This window comes from Promicromonospora sp. NPDC110617, assembly GCF_055598465.1.
Genome location: NZ_JBVKBM010000001.1, coordinates 1,584,015 through 1,602,106 on the forward strand (window position 1 = coordinate 1,584,015; position 18,092 = coordinate 1,602,106).

Here is an 18,092-nt window from a genome sequence, read left to right on the forward strand (position 1 = left end):
CTTGGCCGAGCGTCAGACCCGGACCGGCTCCGGGTCCCTCGGCTCCGGGTCCTCCTCGATCAGCGACGGCCCGTCGTTCTGCACCGAACCCACCGCGTCGCCCACCGGCAGCGTGGTGAGCGGCGCGTTGTCCAGCTTCAGCAGCTCGGACGCGTCGCCGACCGTGGGGTCGAGCCACTGGTCCCAGGCGCTGGCTGGCAGCACGAACGGCATGCGGTCGTGGATCGGGGCCATGCTCTCGGACGCCGGCCGGGTGATCACGGTGGTGGAGACCAACCACCGGTCGGGGTCGGACTCGCTCGCCGCCGGGTTGCGCCAGAACTCGTACAGGCCGGCGAACGCCGCGACGTCCGCCTCGGCCGGGTGGATCCAGTAGGGCTGCTTCGGGACCTTCTTCGAGCCCGTCGCGGGCAGCGCCAGCTTGCGCCATTCGTAGTAGCCGTCGGCCAGCACGATGCAGCGCCGCACCTTGAAGGGCTTGGCGAACGCCGGCTTGTCCAGGAGCGACTCGGACCGCGCGTTGATCATGCGCGCTCCGCCGCTCGGGTCCTTGGACCAGGACGGCACGAGCCCCCAGCGGGCGAGCCGCGCCGAGCGCGTCACCTCGTCGGAGCCCTTGGCCGCCCGCTCGACGACGATCCGCACCGGGTCGGTCGGTGCCACGTTCCAGGACGGCGGCAGCAGCCGCGCGTCCTCGGCGATCTCGGCGATGGCGAGCTCGTCGGCGAGGTCCTGGGTCTGGGTGAAGGAGGCGAAGCGTCCGCACATGGGACCAGCATGCCCCGAGCCACTGACACTCGCGGGAGCACGACTCCTGGTGGTGAACTGCCGGCGAACACATGACCGGAGAGCGAGATCACTCTTCTCATCGTCGTATCGATTCGATAGCATCGGACCCATGCCAACCTCTGCGCCGTCGGGCGTCTCCCCAGTCGTGCCCGCGCGCCGAGCGTCCTCCCGGTCCACCGTCAAGTGGGTCCTCATGCTCGGGGCCCTGTCGGCCCTGCCTGCCTTCACCGTCGACATGTACCTGCCCGCGCTGCCGCAGGTCGCCCTGGACCTGGGCTCGAGCGAGGCGCTGGCCCAGCTCACGGTGTCCTGCATGCTCATCGGCGGCGGCGTGGGCCAGCTCGTCATCGGCCCGCTCTCGGACCGCTTCGGCCGGCGCACCCCGTTGCTCGTCGGCCTCGCGCTGCATGTCGTCATCTCGCTGCTGTGCGCCGTGGTCACGAGCATGCCGCTGCTGATCGGCCTTCGCCTCGCGCAGGGCTTCTTCAACGCCGCGGCCGGCGTGGCCTCGGTCGCCATCGTGCGTGACCGCTTCGTGGGTGCCGAGGCCGCCCGCATCCTGTCGCGCCTCATGCTCGTGATCGGCGTCGCGCCGATGTTCGCCCCCACCCTGGGCACCTTTGTCCTGGCGCACGGCCCCTGGCGCTGGGTGTTCGTGGTCCTGGCCGTGATGGGCGCCGCGCTCGCCCTCGTGGTGCTCCGGGTGATGCCCGAGACCCACCCGCCGGTCAAGCGGCTCACCGGCGGCGTCCGCATGGTCGCCGGCGGCTACGGCAAGCTGCTCAGGGACCGGCACTTCATGGCCCTCGCGGTGATCCCCGGCCTGGGCTTCGGCGTCCTGATGAGCTACGTGGTGGGGTCGCCCATCATCTTCCAGCAGGAGTACGGGCTCAGCGAGGGGCAGTTCGCCCTGCTCTTCGCCGTCAACGGCGTGGGCCTCGTGCTGTCCGCGCAGGTCAACGCGGCTCTGGTGCGCAAGGTCGCGCCGGTCCGGCTGCTCCGGTTCGGCGTGGTCGCCCAGGCGATCCTCGTCGTCGTCCTCCTCGTGGTGGTCCTGACCGGGGCGGGCGGGCTGATCGGCCTGCTGGTGGCCCTGTGGTGCGTCCTCGCGTTCCAGGGACTCGTCCCGGCCAACGCGTCCGCGCTGGCGCTGTCTCGGCACGGCGAGATCGCCGGCACCGCTGCGGCGATGATCGGCGCCGTCCAGTCCCTGATCGCCGGGTCGGTGAGCTCGCTCGGCGGGTTCCTGGGCGGGGACGCCGCGGCCATGGCCCTGGTGATGCTCGCCGCGGTGGTGCTCGCGATCGGCGTCCTGGCGATCGCCACCCCGGCCTTCCGGCGCGGCGGCTGGCACATGCCGGTCTGAGCACCGCCCGAGAGGTCGCCGGGAGAGTTCACCAGGAGGTAGCGCCAGGTTCACCGGGATGTGGGGTGCGCCCACTTGGCTCGGCCGCATGAGCACACCCCTGCGTACCCGCGCCACGCGCGTGGTGGCCGCCGCGGCGGCGGCATCGTTGCTGCTGCCGGCGGCCTCCGCCGTCGCCGGCCCTCGTCCCGGACCCGCGTCCGAGCACCACGGCGGGACCCACCTCGCCGCGTCCCTGGCGGGCCGCGCCACGCTGTCCGCCGACTACCTGGCCGACGGTCCGCCGTCGGGCGCCGCCGCGAGCCCCGGCAACGGGCGCCAGGGACCCTGGGACGGCCAGGTGATCCCCGGCTTCTCCGCCATGGTCGACAACCACGACGGCACCTTCTGGGCCCAGCCCGACAACGGGTTCGGCGCCAAGGGCAACTCCGCCGACTTCCTGCTGCGCAACTACCTGGTGCGCCCCCAGTGGGACACGAACCGCCGCGGTTCGGGCGACGGCGAGATCGAGGTGCTCGACTTCATCGAGTACAACGACCGCAATGACGTGCTCGACTTCGACATCGTCAACGAGGACACCGACGAGCGGCTGCTCACGGGTGCCGACTTCGACATCGAGTCCCTCGTGCGCGCCGCCGACGGCACGCTGTGGGTGGGCGAGGAGTTCGGCCCGTTCCTGCTGCACTTCGACGCCGACGGCACCCTGCTGGAGGCCCCGTACGCGTTCCCCGACGGCAAGTCGCCCGGCAACCCGTACCTGGAGCCCGGCGAGACGCCCAACGTGGGCAGCAGCCGCGGCTTCGAGGCCATGGCGGGCATCGGCCGCTACCTCTACCCGGTGGTCGAGGGCGCCCTGGCGAACGACACCGACCCGCGCCGCCGCTGGATCTACCAGTTCGACACCCGCCGCGGCGAGTACACGGGCAAGCGCTGGGCCTACCAGACCGACCAGCCCGCCGACGTCATCGGTGACGCCTTCGCCACGGGCCGCGACACGATGCTGCTCATCGAGCGCGACGACTTCGAGGGCGACCAGGCGGTCACCAAGCGCGTCTACGAGATCGACCTGGGCGCGAAGGGCCGCGACGGGTTCGTCCGCAAGGAGCTCGTGGTGGACGCCCTGCGGATCGACAACCCGCGCGGCATCGACGCGGGGGAGGGCTACGGTCTGGGCGACACGTTCGCGCTGCCCGTGCAGTCCTTCGAGACCGTCCTGTTCGTCGACAAGGACACGCTCCTGATCGGCAACGACAACAACTACCCGGGCAACGACGCGCGCGTCACCGGCACCCCGGACGACACCGAGATGGCCCTGGTCGACCTGCGGACGAAGCGCGTCACGGACGACGGCGTCACCGTCGTCGGGCACCGTGGCGCTTCGGGCTACCGGCCCGAGCACACGCTCGCCGCCTACGAGACCGCGATCAACCAGTGCGCCGACTACATCGAGCCCGACGTGGTCTCCACGAAGGACGGTGTGCTCGTCGCCCGGCACGAGAACGAGATCAGCGGCACCACCGACGTCGCCGCGCACGCCGAGTTCGCTGGCCGCCGCACCACCAAGACGATCGACGGCACGCGCATCACCGGCTGGTTCACCGAGGACTTCACGCTCGCCGAGCTGCGCACCCTGCGCGCCAAGGAGCGCCTGCCGCAGGTCCGGCCGCAGAACACCGCCTTCGACGGGCTGTACCTGATCCCGACGCTCGACGAGGTGCTCGACCTGGCCCGCAACAGCCGCACCTGCGACGGCGCGCCCGTCGGCGTCTACCCGGAGACCAAGCACCCCACCTACTTCGACTCGGTGGGCCTGTCCCTGGAGGAGCCGCTGGTGGCCGAGCTGCGCCGCAACGGGTTCGACTACGAGGCCGCGCCGGTGATCGTGCAGTCCTTCGAGGTCGGCAACCTGCAGGAGCTCGACGAGCTCACCGACGTCCCCCTGGGCCAGCTCGTCAGCAGCAGCGGCGCGCCCTACGACCTCGTGGCCGCCGGCGACCCGCGCACCTATGCGGACCTCGTCACCCGCCAGGGGCTCCGCGAGATCGCGACGTACGCCGACGGCATCGGCGCCGAGAAGAACGTGCTGATCCCGCGCACGGCCGACGGCACCCTCGGCGCGCCGAGCAGCGTGATCCGCGACGCCCACCGCGCGGGCCTCGAGGTGCACACCTGGACCTTCCGCCGGGAGAACCAGTTCCTGCCGGCGGAGTTCCGCTCGTCGGCCGACCCGAACGGGATCGGTGACCTCGTCGGCGAGATCCGCGTCTTCCTGGACGCCGGTCTGGACGGGTTCTTCTCGGACAACCCGGACCTCGGCGCCGCCGCGGTCAGGTGATCTCCGGGTGACTTAACAGGCCCCGTGCCGGGGTACGTGCTTATGCTCCGCATGTGCCCCGGCACCTCCGTCACCAGCGCAGTCATCGCGTCGCGCGCGCCGCGGCGCTCGTCGTCGTCGGCGCGCTCGCCCTCGTGGTCGCGGGCGGTGCGGCCGCCTATCTCGACTTCAAGCAGCAGATCGGCGTCAGCGACGTCTCGGGTCTCGTCAAGGGCCCGACGCCGTCCGTGGACCCCGACGACCCGTTCACCGGACGCAGTCTGAACATCCTCGTGCTGGGCACCGACCTGCGCGGCGGCGAGAACACCGAGATCGCCGGTGCGGGCGACGGCGGCATGCGGTCGGACACCACCATGCTGGTGCACGTCTCCGGCGACCGGTCCCGTATCGAGGTGGTCTCGATCCCGCGCGACTCGCTGGTCGACATCCCGTCGTGCAAGCTGCCCGAGGGCGGCGAGTCCGGCGCGACGTACGGCATGTTCAACAGCGCGTTCACGATCGGCGGCGGTGCGGCCGAGGACCTCACCTACGCCGCCGCCTGCACCATCTCGACCGTGCAGACCCTCACGGGGGTGCCCGTCACCAACCACATGGTGGTGAAGATGGACGGCGTGGTCGACGTCGTCGACGCCCTCGGCGGGGTGCGCATGTGCCTGCCCGAGCCGCTCGTCCAGAACCCCGCGTACGGCCGGTTCGAGCTGCCCGCCGGCGAGCAGAGCCTCGACGGCCGCCAGTCGATCGGGTTCCTCCGGGCGCGGCACGGCACCGGCCTGGGCCTGGAGCAGGGCAGCGACCTGACCCGCATCGACCGCCAGCAGGCGTTCGTCGACGCGCTGGTGCGCCAGATCCTGGCCCAGAACATCGTGACCAACTCGCCGAAGCTGTACCGCACCATCGAGGCGGTGCTGCGCGCCATCTCGGCCGACCCCGGCCTGGCCGACCCGGCCGCGCTCGCGGGCCTGGCGTTCAGCATCCGGGACATCGACCCGGCCGAGATCGTGTTCACCGAGCTGCCGGTGGTGGCTGCGCCGACGGACCCCAACCGGGTGGTCTGGACCGAGGACGCCACGGCGATCTGGGAGCGCCTCGCGGCCGACGAGCCGCCGCCCGGCCACGAGAGCGCGGCGCCGGGGTCCGGTGGGGCGTCGGGCAAGCCGTCGGGCGGCACCTCGGACGGGTCCACCGACGCGACCACGGAGCCCGGGCCGGACGACGGCACCACCGCGCCGTCGGACACCCCCAGCCCGTCGCCCTCGCCCTCGCTGCTGCCGGGCGTCTGCGCGGACTGACCGCGGGCCGGATCCCTGACGCGGCCTGGATGCTGCCTGGGAACGGCGCGACTTATTTACACGATTGTTGCACTGAGGCCCTAGTCTCCGATGCGTGGCGAGTGACTTCTGGACGGCAGTCCGACCTGTCGGCGAGATAATTCCCGGGGTTCCCCGACATGCGCGCACGGGTGATCGTCAGCCGCGCCACGTGCGCAGCTGGCGCAGGGCGCTCGTGTTCCGCAGCGTCACGATGGGCGTGGTCGGGGTGATGGCCTTCGGTTCCGCGGCCGCCGCGACGGCGTACCACAACGCGATCTCGCAGATCGAGGTCCAGGACCTCGACGGCCTGGTGACCGAGGTGGTCGAGCCGAAGGACCCGTCCGACCCGTTCAAGGACCAGCCCGTCAACCTGCTCCTCATGGGCACGGACATCCGGGACGGGACGAACGCCGCGATCGGCGGCACGGTCTCCGGCATGCGGTCGGACACCACGATGCTGGTGCACATCTCGGCGGACCGGCAGTGGATCGAGATCGTGTCGCTGCCCCGCGACACGTTCGTGGACATCCCGTCCTGCAAGCTGCCCGACGGGAGCCAGTCGCAGCCGTACCGGGACAAGTTCAACGCCTCGTTCACCGTCGGCAGCGGCGGCACGGACATGAAGTACGCGGCCGCGTGCACGATCAACACGGTCAACGCGATCACCGGCGTCACGGTGACCAACCACGCCGTGGTGAAGATGAACGGCGTGATCGACGTCGTCGACGCGATCGGCGGCGTCAAGATGTGCCTGCCGGAGGCGCTGCACGGCAACCCGAAGTCCGCCCGCATCGACCTGCCCGCGGGCGAGAACCTGCTCGACGGCAAGACGGCGATCCAGTTCCTGCGCGTGCGCAAGGGCACGGGCATGGGCCTGGAGATGGGCAGCGACCTGACGCGCATCGAGCGTCAGCAGGCGTTCATCAACGCGACGTTCCGGCAGATCCTGTCCGCCGAGACGCTCGCGGACCCGACCAAGACGTTCCGCCTGATCAACGCGGCCCTCGGCTCGCTGAGCGCCGACCCGGCGATCGCCAACCCGGGCAGCGTGGCCGGTCTCGCGTGGTCGCTGCGCGAGATCGAGAAGCGCAACATCGTGATGACCAAGATCCCGGTCTACGACACGGAGGAGAACGGCGTCGGCGGGCTGGGCTGGGGGCCGGAGGCCGCGGAGATCTTCGCCCGCCTCGCCGCCGACCAGCCGCCGGAGGAGGCCGTGCTGGACGCCCCGGAGCCGGCCGCCTCGGGCAGCCCGAGCGGGGAGCCGGCGGAGGGCGACACGGCCGGTGACGCCGGTGGCGACACCGAGGAGGGCGCGGATGCGGGCACGGGCGACACCGAGGGTGGTGGCGACGCCGAGACCGGTGACACGGGCGAGGCCGACGGCACCGCGAGCGAGCCGGCCACCCCGAAGCCGAGCCCGAGCCCCGAGGTGCTGCTCGACGGCGTCTGCGCCTGACATGTCAGACGTACAGGTCACCCGGGTGACCTGTACATCTGACACGGGGGATCAGGTGCCGAGGATCAGCGTGGCCGCGACGACCACCATGGTCACCGCGACCACGGTGTCCAGGACGCGCCAGGCGCCCGGCTTCTCCAGCAGCGGCGCGAGGTAGCGGGCGCCGTAGCCCAGCGCGACGAACCACGCCGTGCTGGCCAGGCAGGCGCCGAGCCCGAACCACCAGCGGTCGTCGCCGTGCGTGGCCGCCAGGCCGCCCACGAGCACCACGGTGTCGAGGTAGACGTGCGGGTTGAGCCAGGTCAGCGCGAGGGTGGTGGCGACGGCGGCGCCCATGGTCCGCGACGTCATGCTGTGCCGCCCCATGACGACCTGCTGGCCCTTCCAGGCGCGGCGGGCGGCCATGCCCCCGTAGGCCAGCACGACGACGGCGCCCGCCCACCGCGCGACCTCGACCACCAGGGGTGCGCTCTGGATCAGGGTGCCGAGCCCGCCGACCCCGGCCGAGATGAGCACGAAGTCGCTGACGGCGCAGATGCCCGCGACGAGGCCCACGTGCTCCCGCCGCAGGCCCTGGCGGAGGACGAAGATGTTCTGCGCACCGACGGCGACGATGAGGGAGAGGCCGAAGGCCATCCCGGCGAGCGCTGAGAGCATGTGTGAACCGTAGGAAGTCGGACACGGGATGTCCGGTTCATGATTCGGAAGTGCGGTAGGACTGGAACAGGGTTAATGATGGGGGTACGTCCAGATTTCACGCCGGCAGCAGCTTGCGTGTTGCTTCTTTTCGCAGTGCTGCCGTGACCCGGTCCAGCACCGCGGAGCGGAGCTTCCACTGCTGCAGGAGGAGCGGGATGTCGAGCACGTAGCCGGGCTCCAGCAGCGTGATGCCGCCGCCCGTGCCGGCGTGCAGACCGCCGATGGCGGGCCGCTCCAGGAGCATGCCCCAGCCCAGGCCCAGACGGATGGTGTCCTCGTACTCGACGGTGCTCGGCACGTGGAACCGCGGCGGGCGAGCGTGCGGCGCCCGGGCGCGCAGGTAGACGTCCTGCAGGTCGTCGGTCCGGTCGAAGACGACGACGGGCGCGACGGCGAGGGCCTCCGGCGTCGGGCCGTGGGGGAACCAGCGCTCCGCGAAGGCGCGCGTGCAGGCCGGGCGGTAGCGCATGATCCCGAGCGGGGTGCTGCGGCAGCCCTGCACCTGCGCGGTCTGCGAGGTGACCGCCGCCATGACCACGCCCTCGCGCAGCAGGTCGGCGGTGCGGCTGTCGTCGGCCCGGTGCAGGTCGAACGTGATGCCCTCGACCTGGGCGAGGGCGGGCAGCACCCACGTCGCGAGGGAGTCGGCGCTCACGGCCAGGGGCACCGTGACGAGGCGGCCGGGCGTGCCGTCGTCCGCCTCCTCGGGCGGGTCGTCGGCACCGTGTGCGCCCAGCTCCGCGGCGACCTCCGCGCCGAGCAGCTCGGTCTGCCGGGCGAGGCGCAGCAGCGCCTGGCCCGACGGCGTGGCGACGACCGGCCGGGCGCGCCGCACGAGCACGCTGCCCGCCGCGTTCTCCAGCGCGCGGATGCGCTGGCTCACCGCCGACGGGGTCACGTGCAGGGCGCGTGCCGCGGCGTCGAACGAGCCCTCGGCGACCACGGCGGCCAGCGCCTCGAGCTGGCGGGAGTCCCATCGCATGGGGCCAGTCTGACGCATCTTCAGTTCTGCTTACGCGGGCTGAGAAACGTGAACTGGTCTTCAGGTGGTCCACTGCCTAGCGTGGAGGCATGCTCGCACTGCTCGCCGGACTCGGATTCGGCCTCTCGCTCATCGTCGCCATCGGAGCCCAGAACGCCTTCGTGCTGCGCCAGGGGTTGCGCCGCGAGCACGTGGGCGTCGTGGCGGCGATCTGCGCGGCGTCCGACGTCGCGCTCTACGCGGCCGGCGCCGCCGGGTTCGGGCCGCTGGTCGAGCGCTGGCCGGACGCCGTGGTGGTGGTGCGCTGGCTGGGTGCCGCCGTCGTGCTCGGCTACGGGGCCATGGCCGCCTGGCGGGCGGTCAAGGGCGACACGACGCTCGCCGCGGCCGACGACGGCGCCCTCGGCGACAGCCCGGGCCGCCGCCTGCGCCCCGTGGTCCTGACGGCGCTCGCGCTCACGTGGCTCAACCCGCACGTGTACCTCGACACCGTGGTGCTGCAGGGCTCCGTTGCCGCCACCTACGGCGACACCCGCTGGTGGTTCACCGCGGGCGCGATGGTGTCCAGCGTCGCCTGGTTCGCCGCCCTCGGGTACGGCGCGCGGCTGCTCGCCCCCGTGCTGCGGCGCCCGAACGCGTGGCGCGTGCTCGACGGCGTGATCGCGCTGATCATGCTGGCCGTGGCGATCTCGCTGGTCACGGGCTGACGCCGGGCCGTCCCGGGGGCCGGCGTCGTGCGCGCGGTCAGCTCAACGGCACGCCCAGGCCCGCGAGACGCGTCGCGGCGTCGCGCAGCACGCTCTCGCTCTTCACAAAGGTGAACCGCACGTGGTTCGCCAGGGCTCGCGCCGTCGGGGAGCCCGCGCGGCAGAACGCCGACGCGGGGATCGCCACGACCCCCGCCAGCTCGGGCAGGCGGCGGCACAGCTCGACGCCGTCGCGCAGGCCGAGCCGCGCGAGCACGGCCGACGTGTCGGCCATCACGAAGTACGTGCCCGCTGGGCGCGTGACCACGAAGCCGGCGGCCTCCAGGCCCGCGCACAGGAGGTCCCGGCGGTCGGCCAGCGAGGCGGCCAGGGCGCGCGGTGTGTCGTCGTCGGCCAGGGCCTGCGCGATCGCCGGCTGGAACGGCGCGCCCGACGTGTACGTCAGGTACTGCTTGACCGTCCGCACGGCTGTGACCAGGTCAGCCGGCCCGTGCACCCAGCCCACCTTCCAGCCCGTGAACGAGAACGTCTTGCCCGACGACGAGATCGTCAGCGTGCGCTCGGCCATCCCCGGCAGCGTCGCGACCGGCACGTGCTCGGCGCCGAACGTCAGGTGCTCGTAGACCTCGTCGGTCACCACGATCGCGTCGTGCTCCCGGGCGACCGCCGCGACCGCCTCCAGCTCGTCGCGCGTGAGCACCGTCCCGGTCGGGTTGTGCGGGGAGTTGAGCAGGATCATCCGCAGACGGTCGGTCGCCGCGGCCCGCAGGGCCTCGACGTCGAGCCGGAACCCGTCCGGCCCTGGGACCAGCGGGGCGGTGACGTGCGTGGCGCCCGACATGCCGATCGCCGCCGCGTGCGAGTCGTAGAACGGCTCCAGCGTCAGCACCTCGTCGCCCGGCCGGGTCAGGGCCAGCACGGAGGCCGTCAGCGCCTCGGTGGCACCCGTGGTGACCAGCACCTCCGTGTCGGGATCGACGTCCAGCCCGTAGTGCCGCTTCTGATGCTCGGCGACGGCCTGCCGCAGCTCCGGCACGCCGTCGCCGGGGGCGTACTGGTTGCGGCCCGCCTCGATCGCCTGGATCGCCGCCTGCTTGACGTACTCCGGGCCGTCGACGTCGGGGAACCCCTGGCCGAGGTTGATCGCCCCTGTCCGGACGGCCAGCGCCGACATCTCGGCGAAGATCGTGACGGCGACGCTGCCGTCCTCGGCCAGCAGCCCGGCGGCGCTCGCGGTGGCCTGCCAGCGGTCCGTGCCGCGGGCGGAGTCGTGCTCGGAGTCGCGTTCGGGGTCGTGGCCGGATGAAGGATGGGCGTTCATGGGCTAGACGATATCCACCGCTCGTCCACCGCGGGTTCATCTCCGGGCATCTCCGACAACCCGCTTTACCTGCACCTTTGTGGACAAGTCTGTGGATTAGGTGGATAACTCCGGCTTCTGGGGAAAGTTATCCACAGGGTGGCCTGCGAAGATGAACGTTTGGATCTAGCGTTGCCGCTCATGGGCGATGAGGGGGCGCGGATCCTCGAGCACGAGGTCCGCGAGCTGGTGCGGCGCAGGGGGCTGGACCCGATCGGTGATCGGGAGGGGCTGTCGAGCCTCGTCACGGACGCGGTGGGCGACTACGCGACGCGGGCGAGCGTCGGCGTGGTGCCGCCGCTCGACGATCCCGATGCCGCGGCCCGCACGGTGACGGACGCCGTGGGCGGGTTCGGGCCGCTACAGCCCTACCTCGACGACCCCGAGATCGAGGAGGTCTGGCTCAACGCCCCGACCCACGTCTACGTGGCGCGGCGCGGGGTGTCCGAGCTGACCAGCACGGTCCTGACCGACGAGCAGGTCCGCGACCTCGTGGAGCGGATGCTCAAGACGTCCGGGCGCCGGCTCGACCTGTCCAGCCCGTTCGTGGACGCCCGGCTGCCGGGCGGGGAGCGCCTCCATGTCGTGATCCCCGACATCACGCGCGCCGCCTGGGCCGTGAACATCCGCAAGCACGTGGTGCGGGCGCGCTCGCTGACGGACATGGTGCGGCTCGGCTCGCTCACGGCCCAGGCCGCGACGTTCCTCGACGCCGCCGTGCGGGCCGGGCTGAACGTGCTCGTGTCGGGGCAGACCCAGGCGGGCAAGACCACGATGCTCAACGCGCTGGCAGGTTCGATCCCGGGGTCCGAGCGGGTCATCTCCGCCGAGGAGGTCTGGGAGCTGCGGCTCCCGGTCCGCGACCACGTGGCGCTGCAGACCCGCCCCGCCAATCTCGAGGGCACCGGCGAGGTGCCCCTGCGGCGCCTGGTCAAGGAGGCCCTGCGGATGCGCCCCGACCGGCTGGTGATCGGCGAGGTCCGGGAGGCCGAGGCGTTCGACCTGCTCATCGCCCTGAACAGCGGCGTGCCCGGCATGTGCACGCTGCACGCCAACACGGCGCGGGAGGCCGTCGCGAAGATGACCACGCTCCCGCTGCTCGCGGGCGAGAACGTGTCCGACCGGTTCGTGGTGCCCACCGTCGCCTCCGCGGTGGACCTCGTGGTGCACCTCGGCCTGACCCGCGCGGCGGACGGCGTGGCTCGGCGTCAGGTCCGCGAGATCGTCGCGGTGACCGGACGGGTCGAGGAGGGGCGCATCGAGACCGCCGGGATCTTCGACCGGGACGCCGACGGCGAACTGCGCCGCGGCGACGGCATGCCGCCCGGTGAGGACCGGTTCGAGCGCGCCGGGTTCGACGTCCGGGCCCTGCTCGCCGACCCGCGGGCCCTGTCGCCGGAGGTGCCCCCGCCGGGGACACGCTCCGCACGCGGTGCGGCCGCCACCGGTCCGTGGGCCGGGGTGGGCGGTCGTGCCGCCGTGGGCGGTCGTGCGGGCGCGAGCCCCTGGGCGACCCGCTGATGGGCGTGGTCGTGGGTCTGCTCCTGGGCGCCGGACTGTTCTGCGTGTGGTGGTCGTTCTGGGCCCCTACGCCGCGCCCTGCGGGCCGCGTGACCTGGCAGATGCGCACGCGGGACCTCCTGACCCAGGCCGGGGCGCCCTCCGTGACGCCCGCGATGCTCGTCGGCTCGTGCGTGGCGCTCGGCGTCGTGACCCTGCTCGTGGCGCTCGCCCTGACCCGCTCGCCGGCCATCGCGGCCTGCTTCGCGCTGCTCGCCGCGCCCGGCCCCGTGATGCTGGTCCGTGCCCGGGCGCGCCACCGCCGTCGGGCACTGCGGGAGGTGTGGCCCGAGGTCGTGGACCACCTCGCCTCCGGCGTGCGCGCCGGGCTGTCGTTGCCCGAGGCGGTGGCCCAGCTCGCGCACCGTGGTCCGGTCGAGCTCCGCGAACCCTTCGGCCGCTTCGCCCAGGACTACCGTGCGGGCGGCCGGTTCGGCGACGCCCTGGACGCGCTCAAGGAGCGCCTCGCCGACCCGGTGGCGGACCGCATCGTGGAGGCCCTGCGCCTCACCCGGGAGGTCGGCGGCCAGGACCTGGGCCGGCTGCTGCGGACCCTGAGCGGCTTTCTCCGCGAGGACGCCGCCACCCGGGGCGAGCTCGAAGCGCGGCAGAGCTGGACCGTCAACGGCGCGCGCGTGGCGGTCGCCGGGCCGTGGGTCGTCCTCGCCCTGCTGTCGACCCGGCCGGAGACGGCGCGCGCCTACGACTCGCCGGCAGGCGTCACGGTGCTCGTCACCGGCGGTCTCTGCGCCCTCGTCGCCTACCGGCTGATGCTCCGGATCGGTCGCCTGCCCGCCGAGCGCCGGGTGCTGCGGTGACGGGCTGGGCGGCGGGCGCACTCGTGGGGCTCGGCGTCGCGCTGGGGGTGCTGATCGTGCTGTCGCGCCTGTGGTCCCGGGCCGTCAGCCTCGACGAGCGGCTCGCTCCCTACCTGCGCCCGCGCGACGCGACCTCGACGCTCCTGCGCGAGGCCAGCCGCACCTCGGCGGTGGTCCGGCTCCTCGGTCTGCACGACGTCGGCGCGCGCCTCGAACGGTTCGGCGCACCCCGGGAGGAGATCCGTCGCCGGCTCGACCGGGCCGGATCTGCGGAGACCGTCGACCACTTCCGGGCCCGCCAGGTCGTCTGGACGGTCGCGGGCCTCGCGGTGGGCCTCGGCCTCGCGCTGCTGCTCGCGGCCACCCGCGGCGCGGGGGTCGTCCCGCTGGTGGCGCTCGTGGTGGTCGCCGGCGGATGTGGCTACGTGGCGTGCGACCAGGCGCTCACGCTGCGGGTGCGACGACGCGAGGAACGGTTGCTCGCCGAGCTGCCGACCATCGCGGAGCTGCTCGCCCTCGCCGTCGCGGCGGGGGAGAGCCCGCCCGCCGCCCTCGAACGAGTGGCGTCCACGGCCCGCGGCGAGCTGGCGGGCGAGATCCGGCGCATGGTCGCCGAGGTGCGCGCGGGCGCACCCGTGACGGCCGCGCTCACCGCGCTCGCCGACCGGTCGGGGCTGCCACCCCTGTCCCGGTTCGCCGAGGGCGTGGTGGTCGCGCTGGAGCGCGGCACCCCGCTGGCGGACGTGCTGCGCGCCCAGGCCCGCGACGTCCGCGAGGCCGGCCGCCGCTCCCTCCTGGAGGCGGGCGGCCGCAAGGAGATCCTGATGATGGTCCCGGTCGTGTTCCTCGTGCTGCCGGTCACCGTCGTCTTCGCTGTTTTTCCCAGCCTGGCCACCCTCCGGATCGGGCTCTGACATGACCTCGCCACGGGGTCTGCCGACGAAAGGAAACGCTGTGCGCGACGACCGAGGGACCACGAACATGACCGGGACTCCGGCGGCAACCGAGACCACCGAGGCCGAACGGGGCGACGTGCCGGGCTGGGTGCTCGTCACGCTGATGACCGCCGGACTCGTGGTGGCGCTCTGGGCCGTGGCTGGCCCGCTGCTCGAGAACGCGTTCCGCCAGGCGATCAGCAGCGTCACGGGCCAGGGGTGAGCACCGGCCGGCGCGAGCACGGCTCCGCGGCGGTCGAGTTCCTGCTGGTGTCGGTGCTGGTCCTGGCGCTCCTGCTCGGGGTGGTCCAGGTGGCGCTCGCGGTCCACGTGCGGTCGCTCGCGATCGACGCGGCCGCCGAGGGCGCCCGCGTGGCGGCCCGCGCGGACCGGACCGCGGCCGACGGCGTCGCCCGCACGCGCGCACTCCTGGCGGGAGCCCTGACCGGCGACTACGCCCGCGACGTCACCGCCGGCAGCACGACGCGCGACGGCTTGGCGGTGACGGAGGTGACGGTCCGCACGCCGCTGCCCGTGGTCGGCCTGCTGGGGCCGGGCGGCACGCTCACGGTGCGCGGTCACGCGCTGGAGGAGGAGTGAGCGGGCTGCGCCGAAGGGCGCGGGGCGACGTGCACGCAGCCACGGAGGTAACGCTGAGCGCACAGTGCTACGTCTCCGTTACCCCTCCCGCTGCGGTGGTTGTACCCCGGGGCTCACAGCGGGGCCGCGGCCGTGCGGGTCGCAGCCGTGTGGGTCCCAGGAGCGAAGAAGGCTCCGCCATGGTCGAGTTCCTGGGCGTAGCGCTGATCCTGCTGATCCCGCTGGTCTATCTCGTGGTGACGCTCGGACGGGTGCAGGCCGGCGCGTTCGCCGCCGAGGGTGCTGCCACGGGTGCGGTCCGCGCGCTGGTCACGGCGGAGTCGGCCGCGGTCGGGACCGTCCAGGCGGACGCCGCCGTGCGGCTCGCCCTGACGGACCAAGGCTTCGCGGGCGACGAGGGTGCGCTCACCCTGGAGTGTTCGCAGTCCCCGTGCCTGACGCCGGGAGGTGCCGTGGCCGCCGTCGTCCGGGTCGAGGTGCCCCTGCCTCTGCTGCCCGATGCCGTGCGGGGCTGGGTGCCGCTGTCGGTCCCCGTGGAGGCGGCGCGCACGGGCACGGTCGACGAGTACGTGGCCGTGCGGCCTTGAGGAGTGCGGACAGGGGAAGCGCGGGCTGTGCTCCGGACCGGCGACGACCACGGTCCGCACCCCCTGTGGGGTGCGGACCGCCGTCGTCCGGCACGGCCGGCCGAACGGGCTCGCGGCCCCGCGGCCGGGCCGGGTCAGCCCGTCAGGTGGTCGAGCAGGTCGCGGTGGGCAGGTTCGTGTTCCCGTTCTTGTAGAGCGTGATCCCGAACGAGTTCCCGTTCCCGTTCGGTGTGGCCGTCAGCGTGCCGGAGCTTCCGGAGACGGTGGCGTTCCACGAGTTCTGCAGGCTCTGGCTGCCCTGGAGCCCGATGGAGACTCGCCAGGTTGAGCTGCCCGAGACCGCGAGCGACACGTTGAACCGGTCGGACCACTCCTGCCCTCGGGTGACCGACACCGTGCAGCCGCCGGTGGGCGGCGGGGTCGTGGTGCCGCCGTTCAGGGCGTCGAGCGTCGCGGTGTAAGCGGCCTTCTTGTTGCCGTTGCCGTCGAACAGGAGCGGGGTGCCGCCGGAGCGCCACGAGTCCGTGTCCCGCACGCCCCAGACGCTGATGCCGGTGCAGCGCGACACCGCGAGGCATGCCTGGACGACCCGCCGGTAGTTGTCCGCCTGCGCCGAGCCGGAGCCCTCGATGTCGAGCTCGGTGATCTGCACGTCGACGCCCAGCGCCGCGAAGCTCGACAGCGTGGTCTGGTAGTTGCTCGGGACGGGGCTCTGCGCGTTGAAGTGCGACTGCAAGCCCACGCAGTCGATGGGCACCCCGCGGGACTTGAAGTCGCGCACCAGGTTGTAGACGGCCTGCGTCTTCGCGTGCGACCAGTCGTCGGTGTTGTAGTCGTTGTAGCAGAGCTTGGCGTTCGGGTCGGCCGCCCGGGCGGCGCGGAACGCCGCCTCGATCCAGTCGTTGCCGGTGCGCTGCAGGTTCGAGTCGCGGCGGGCGCCGGACGAGCCGTCCTGGAAGGCCTCGTTCACCACGTCCCAGGAGTGGATCTGGCCGCGGTAGTGGGTGGCCACCTGGGTCACGTGGTTGAGCATCGCGGACCGCAGCGCGGAGCCGCTCATGTTCTGCATCCAGCCCGGCTGCTGCGAGTGCCAGGCCAGAGTGTGCCCCCGGACCTGCTTGCCGTTGCTCCGCGCCCAGCTCACGACGCGGTCGCCGTTGGTGTAGTTGAACTGGTTCTGGTTCGGCTCGGTCGCGTCGATCTTCATCTCGTTCTCGGCGGTGACCATGTTGAACTCGCGGTTCGCGATCGTGGTGTACGCCGTCTCGGAGAGCTTGTTCGCGGCGATCGCCGTGCCGAAGTACCGGCCGGACTCCGCGGCGGCGGCCTGCAGGGTGCTGCCGGCGGCCTGGGCCGAGGTGACGGCCACGCCGGTGCTGAGCACCACCGCGGCCAGCGTGGCGAGCGAGACCGCCCGCAGCCTGCGCCGGTGGCGCGATGGGGTGAGCGTTCGGGTCATCATCGTCGATCCCCTTCGTTCAGGACGTGCCGTCATTGGCCCGTCGGGACGTGGAAAAGGATTTCTATGCCTCCCACCAGGTGTCAAGGGTTTCGCTAAACGTTTTCGAAGATCGGACGAATCTAAACGTTTAGGTCGCCGCCGACGTTGTCCACAGCCTCCCCGAGCCGTGCCCCGTGCCCGACGACACAATGAGCGGATGATTTCCGCCGACCACCTCGACGCCTGCCGGCGCGACCCCGAGAGCGGCCGCATCATGCTGCTCACCTCGGCCTTCGTCGCGTTCGCGCTCATGCTGGTCGCGGTGGTCGCCTCCGCGAGCGCGGTGCACCTGGACCGCAAGGCTCTCTATGACGTCGCGGACCTCGCCGCAGCAGACGCGGCGGACGCGATGTCCCCGGACGCCTTCTACGCGGGCGCGGGTGCGCCTGCCGACGGCGCCCCGCTCACCCTGTCCGACGCCGACGTGCGCGCCGCCGTTGAGCGCTACCTCGCCGCGCACCCGCCCGGCCTGCCCGTGGCGGTGACGGGAGCGTCGTCGCCGGACGGGCGGTCCGCGCGGGTGACGCTCGCGGCCGTGTCCCGCCCGCCGCTGCTGCGCTGGTTCACCGGCGCGTTCGGCGGCGGGATCGGCCTGTCGGCGTCGTCGACGGCCCGGGCCTGGTGAGCCGCCCCGGCGGACCGTGTCGGTGAGCCGGGTTAGGTTGTGGCCATGAGCGAGCACGGCACGAGCGACCAGCACGGCGACGACCAGGGCGGTACCCGCCTCGAGCCGGAGCAGGTCTTCGACCTGGCCCGCCAGGGCGCGGACGTGCTGCTCGACCTGGTCGACGCCGGCCTGCCGGTCGAGCTGGCCGACGGCGCCGGCAACACCCTGTTGATGCTCGCCGCCTACCACGGGCACGCAGACCTCACGGCGGGCCTCGCCGAGCGTGGCGCGGACGTGAACCGGCTGAACGGCAATCACCAGGCCCCGCTCGCCGGCGCCGTCTTCAAGAACGAGGCCGACGTGATCCGTGTGCTGGTCGAGCACGGTGCGGACCCCGACGCGGGCACGCCCAGCGCCCGCGCGACCGCGCAGATGTTCGGCCGGGAGCTGCCCGAACCGGGAGCTCGCTGACCCGGA

18 protein-coding genes are annotated in these 18,092 nt (G+C 72.8%); 13 read left to right on the top strand and 5 right to left on the bottom strand.

The window, feature by feature from the left end; genetic code table 11:
* Nucleotides 1–12: 12 nt before the first annotated feature.
* Nucleotides 13–768 (bottom strand): SOS response-associated peptidase, encoded by a 756-nt coding sequence (locus ACZ7LE_RS06910; RefSeq protein WP_470402564.1) that lies wholly within the window; start codon nucleotides 766–768, stop codon nucleotides 13–15.
* Nucleotides 769–898: 130 nt separating this feature from the next.
* Between ACZ7LE_RS06910 and ACZ7LE_RS06915 the strand changes: the two genes are divergently transcribed.
* From ACZ7LE_RS06915 to ACZ7LE_RS06930, 4 genes are all read left to right on the top strand, one after another.
* Nucleotides 899–2,155, top strand: a complete 1,257-nt coding sequence (locus ACZ7LE_RS06915; RefSeq protein WP_470402565.1) for a multidrug effflux MFS transporter — start codon at nucleotides 899–901, stop codon at nucleotides 2,153–2,155.
* Nucleotides 2,156–2,243: 88 nt separating this feature from the next.
* Nucleotides 2,244–4,490: an esterase-like activity of phytase family protein gene (locus ACZ7LE_RS06920; protein ID WP_470402566.1), complete on the top strand. Its 2,247-nt coding sequence runs from the start codon at nucleotides 2,244–2,246 to the stop codon at nucleotides 4,488–4,490.
* 53 nt (nucleotides 4,491–4,543) lie between these two features.
* Nucleotides 4,544–5,779 (top strand): LCP family protein, encoded by a 1,236-nt coding sequence (locus tag ACZ7LE_RS06925; RefSeq protein ID WP_470402567.1) that lies wholly within the window; start codon nucleotides 4,544–4,546, stop codon nucleotides 5,777–5,779.
* A 190-nt stretch (nucleotides 5,780–5,969) separates the two neighbouring features.
* Nucleotides 5,970–7,259, top strand: a complete 1,290-nt coding sequence (locus tag ACZ7LE_RS06930) for an LCP family protein (RefSeq protein ID WP_470402568.1) — start codon at nucleotides 5,970–5,972, stop codon at nucleotides 7,257–7,259.
* Between the two features lie 51 nt (nucleotides 7,260–7,310).
* On the opposite strand, the gene ACZ7LE_RS06935 is transcribed toward ACZ7LE_RS06930, so the two are convergent.
* Together ACZ7LE_RS06935 and ACZ7LE_RS06940 are read right to left on the bottom strand one after the other, a co-directional pair.
* The gene (locus ACZ7LE_RS06935) at nucleotides 7,311–7,916 is read right to left on the bottom strand and encodes a LysE/ArgO family amino acid transporter (protein ID WP_470402569.1); all 606 of its coding nucleotides are present in this window, start codon (nucleotides 7,914–7,916) and stop codon (nucleotides 7,311–7,313) included.
* Between the two features lie 97 nt (nucleotides 7,917–8,013).
* Nucleotides 8,014–8,940, bottom strand: a complete 927-nt coding sequence (locus tag ACZ7LE_RS06940; protein ID WP_470402570.1) for a LysR family transcriptional regulator ArgP — start codon at nucleotides 8,938–8,940, stop codon at nucleotides 8,014–8,016.
* 89 nt (nucleotides 8,941–9,029) lie between these two features.
* On the opposite strand from ACZ7LE_RS06940, the gene ACZ7LE_RS06945 reads away from it, so the two are divergent.
* A complete protein-coding gene (locus tag ACZ7LE_RS06945) occupies nucleotides 9,030–9,647 on the top strand; it encodes a LysE/ArgO family amino acid transporter (protein WP_470402571.1) in 618 nt (205 codons plus the stop codon).
* 37 nt (nucleotides 9,648–9,684) lie between these two features.
* Here ACZ7LE_RS06945 and ACZ7LE_RS06950 read toward each other — a convergent pair whose 3' ends face one another.
* On the bottom strand, nucleotides 9,685–10,968 hold the full coding sequence (locus ACZ7LE_RS06950; protein ID WP_470402572.1) for an aminotransferase class I/II-fold pyridoxal phosphate-dependent enzyme: 1,284 nt from the start codon (nucleotides 10,966–10,968) through the stop codon (nucleotides 9,685–9,687).
* Nucleotides 10,969–11,148: 180 nt separating this feature from the next.
* Here ACZ7LE_RS06950 and ACZ7LE_RS06955 point away from each other — a divergent pair, with 180 nt between their 5' ends.
* The 6 genes from ACZ7LE_RS06955 (at nucleotide 11,149) to ACZ7LE_RS06980 (ending at nucleotide 15,507) form a co-directional block, all read left to right on the top strand.
* Complete coding sequence (locus tag ACZ7LE_RS06955) at nucleotides 11,149–12,528, top strand: CpaF family protein (protein ID WP_470402573.1); 1,380 nt, start codon at nucleotides 11,149–11,151, stop codon at nucleotides 12,526–12,528.
* On the top strand, nucleotides 12,528–13,385 hold the full coding sequence (locus tag ACZ7LE_RS06960) for a type II secretion system F family protein (RefSeq protein ID WP_470402574.1): 858 nt from the start codon (nucleotides 12,528–12,530) through the stop codon (nucleotides 13,383–13,385). The genes ACZ7LE_RS06955 and ACZ7LE_RS06960 overlap by 1 nt, the downstream gene beginning before the upstream one ends.
* Nucleotides 13,382–14,299 (top strand): type II secretion system F family protein, encoded by a 918-nt coding sequence (locus ACZ7LE_RS06965; protein WP_470402575.1) that lies wholly within the window; start codon nucleotides 13,382–13,384, stop codon nucleotides 14,297–14,299. The genes ACZ7LE_RS06960 and ACZ7LE_RS06965 overlap by 4 nt, the downstream gene beginning before the upstream one ends.
* 40 nt (nucleotides 14,300–14,339) lie before the next feature.
* Nucleotides 14,340–14,543 (top strand): hypothetical protein, encoded by a 204-nt coding sequence (locus ACZ7LE_RS06970; RefSeq protein WP_470403303.1) that lies wholly within the window; start codon nucleotides 14,340–14,342, stop codon nucleotides 14,541–14,543.
* A complete protein-coding gene (locus ACZ7LE_RS06975; protein WP_470402576.1) occupies nucleotides 14,540–14,920 on the top strand; it encodes a TadE/TadG family type IV pilus assembly protein in 381 nt (126 codons plus the stop codon). The genes ACZ7LE_RS06970 and ACZ7LE_RS06975 overlap by 4 nt, the downstream gene beginning before the upstream one ends.
* A gap of 179 nt (nucleotides 14,921–15,099) precedes the next feature.
* The gene (locus ACZ7LE_RS06980; protein ID WP_470402577.1) at nucleotides 15,100–15,507 is read left to right on the top strand and encodes a pilus assembly protein; all 408 of its coding nucleotides are present in this window, start codon (nucleotides 15,100–15,102) and stop codon (nucleotides 15,505–15,507) included.
* A gap of 142 nt (nucleotides 15,508–15,649) precedes the next feature.
* On the opposite strand, the gene ACZ7LE_RS06985 is transcribed toward ACZ7LE_RS06980, so the two are convergent.
* Nucleotides 15,650–16,969, bottom strand: coding sequence for a glycoside hydrolase family 10 protein (locus ACZ7LE_RS06985; protein WP_470402578.1), 1,320 nt, complete (start codon nucleotides 16,967–16,969; stop codon nucleotides 15,650–15,652).
* A gap of 196 nt (nucleotides 16,970–17,165) precedes the next feature.
* Between ACZ7LE_RS06985 and ACZ7LE_RS06990 the strand changes: the two genes are divergently transcribed.
* Both ACZ7LE_RS06990 and ACZ7LE_RS06995 read left to right on the top strand, forming a co-directional pair.
* Nucleotides 17,166–17,633: a hypothetical protein gene (locus ACZ7LE_RS06990; RefSeq protein WP_470402579.1), complete on the top strand. Its 468-nt coding sequence runs from the start codon at nucleotides 17,166–17,168 to the stop codon at nucleotides 17,631–17,633.
* Nucleotides 17,634–17,678: 45 nt separating this feature from the next.
* Nucleotides 17,679–18,086 (top strand): ankyrin repeat domain-containing protein, encoded by a 408-nt coding sequence (locus tag ACZ7LE_RS06995; RefSeq protein ID WP_470402580.1) that lies wholly within the window; start codon nucleotides 17,679–17,681, stop codon nucleotides 18,084–18,086.
* Nucleotides 18,087–18,092 lie beyond the last annotated feature (6 nt).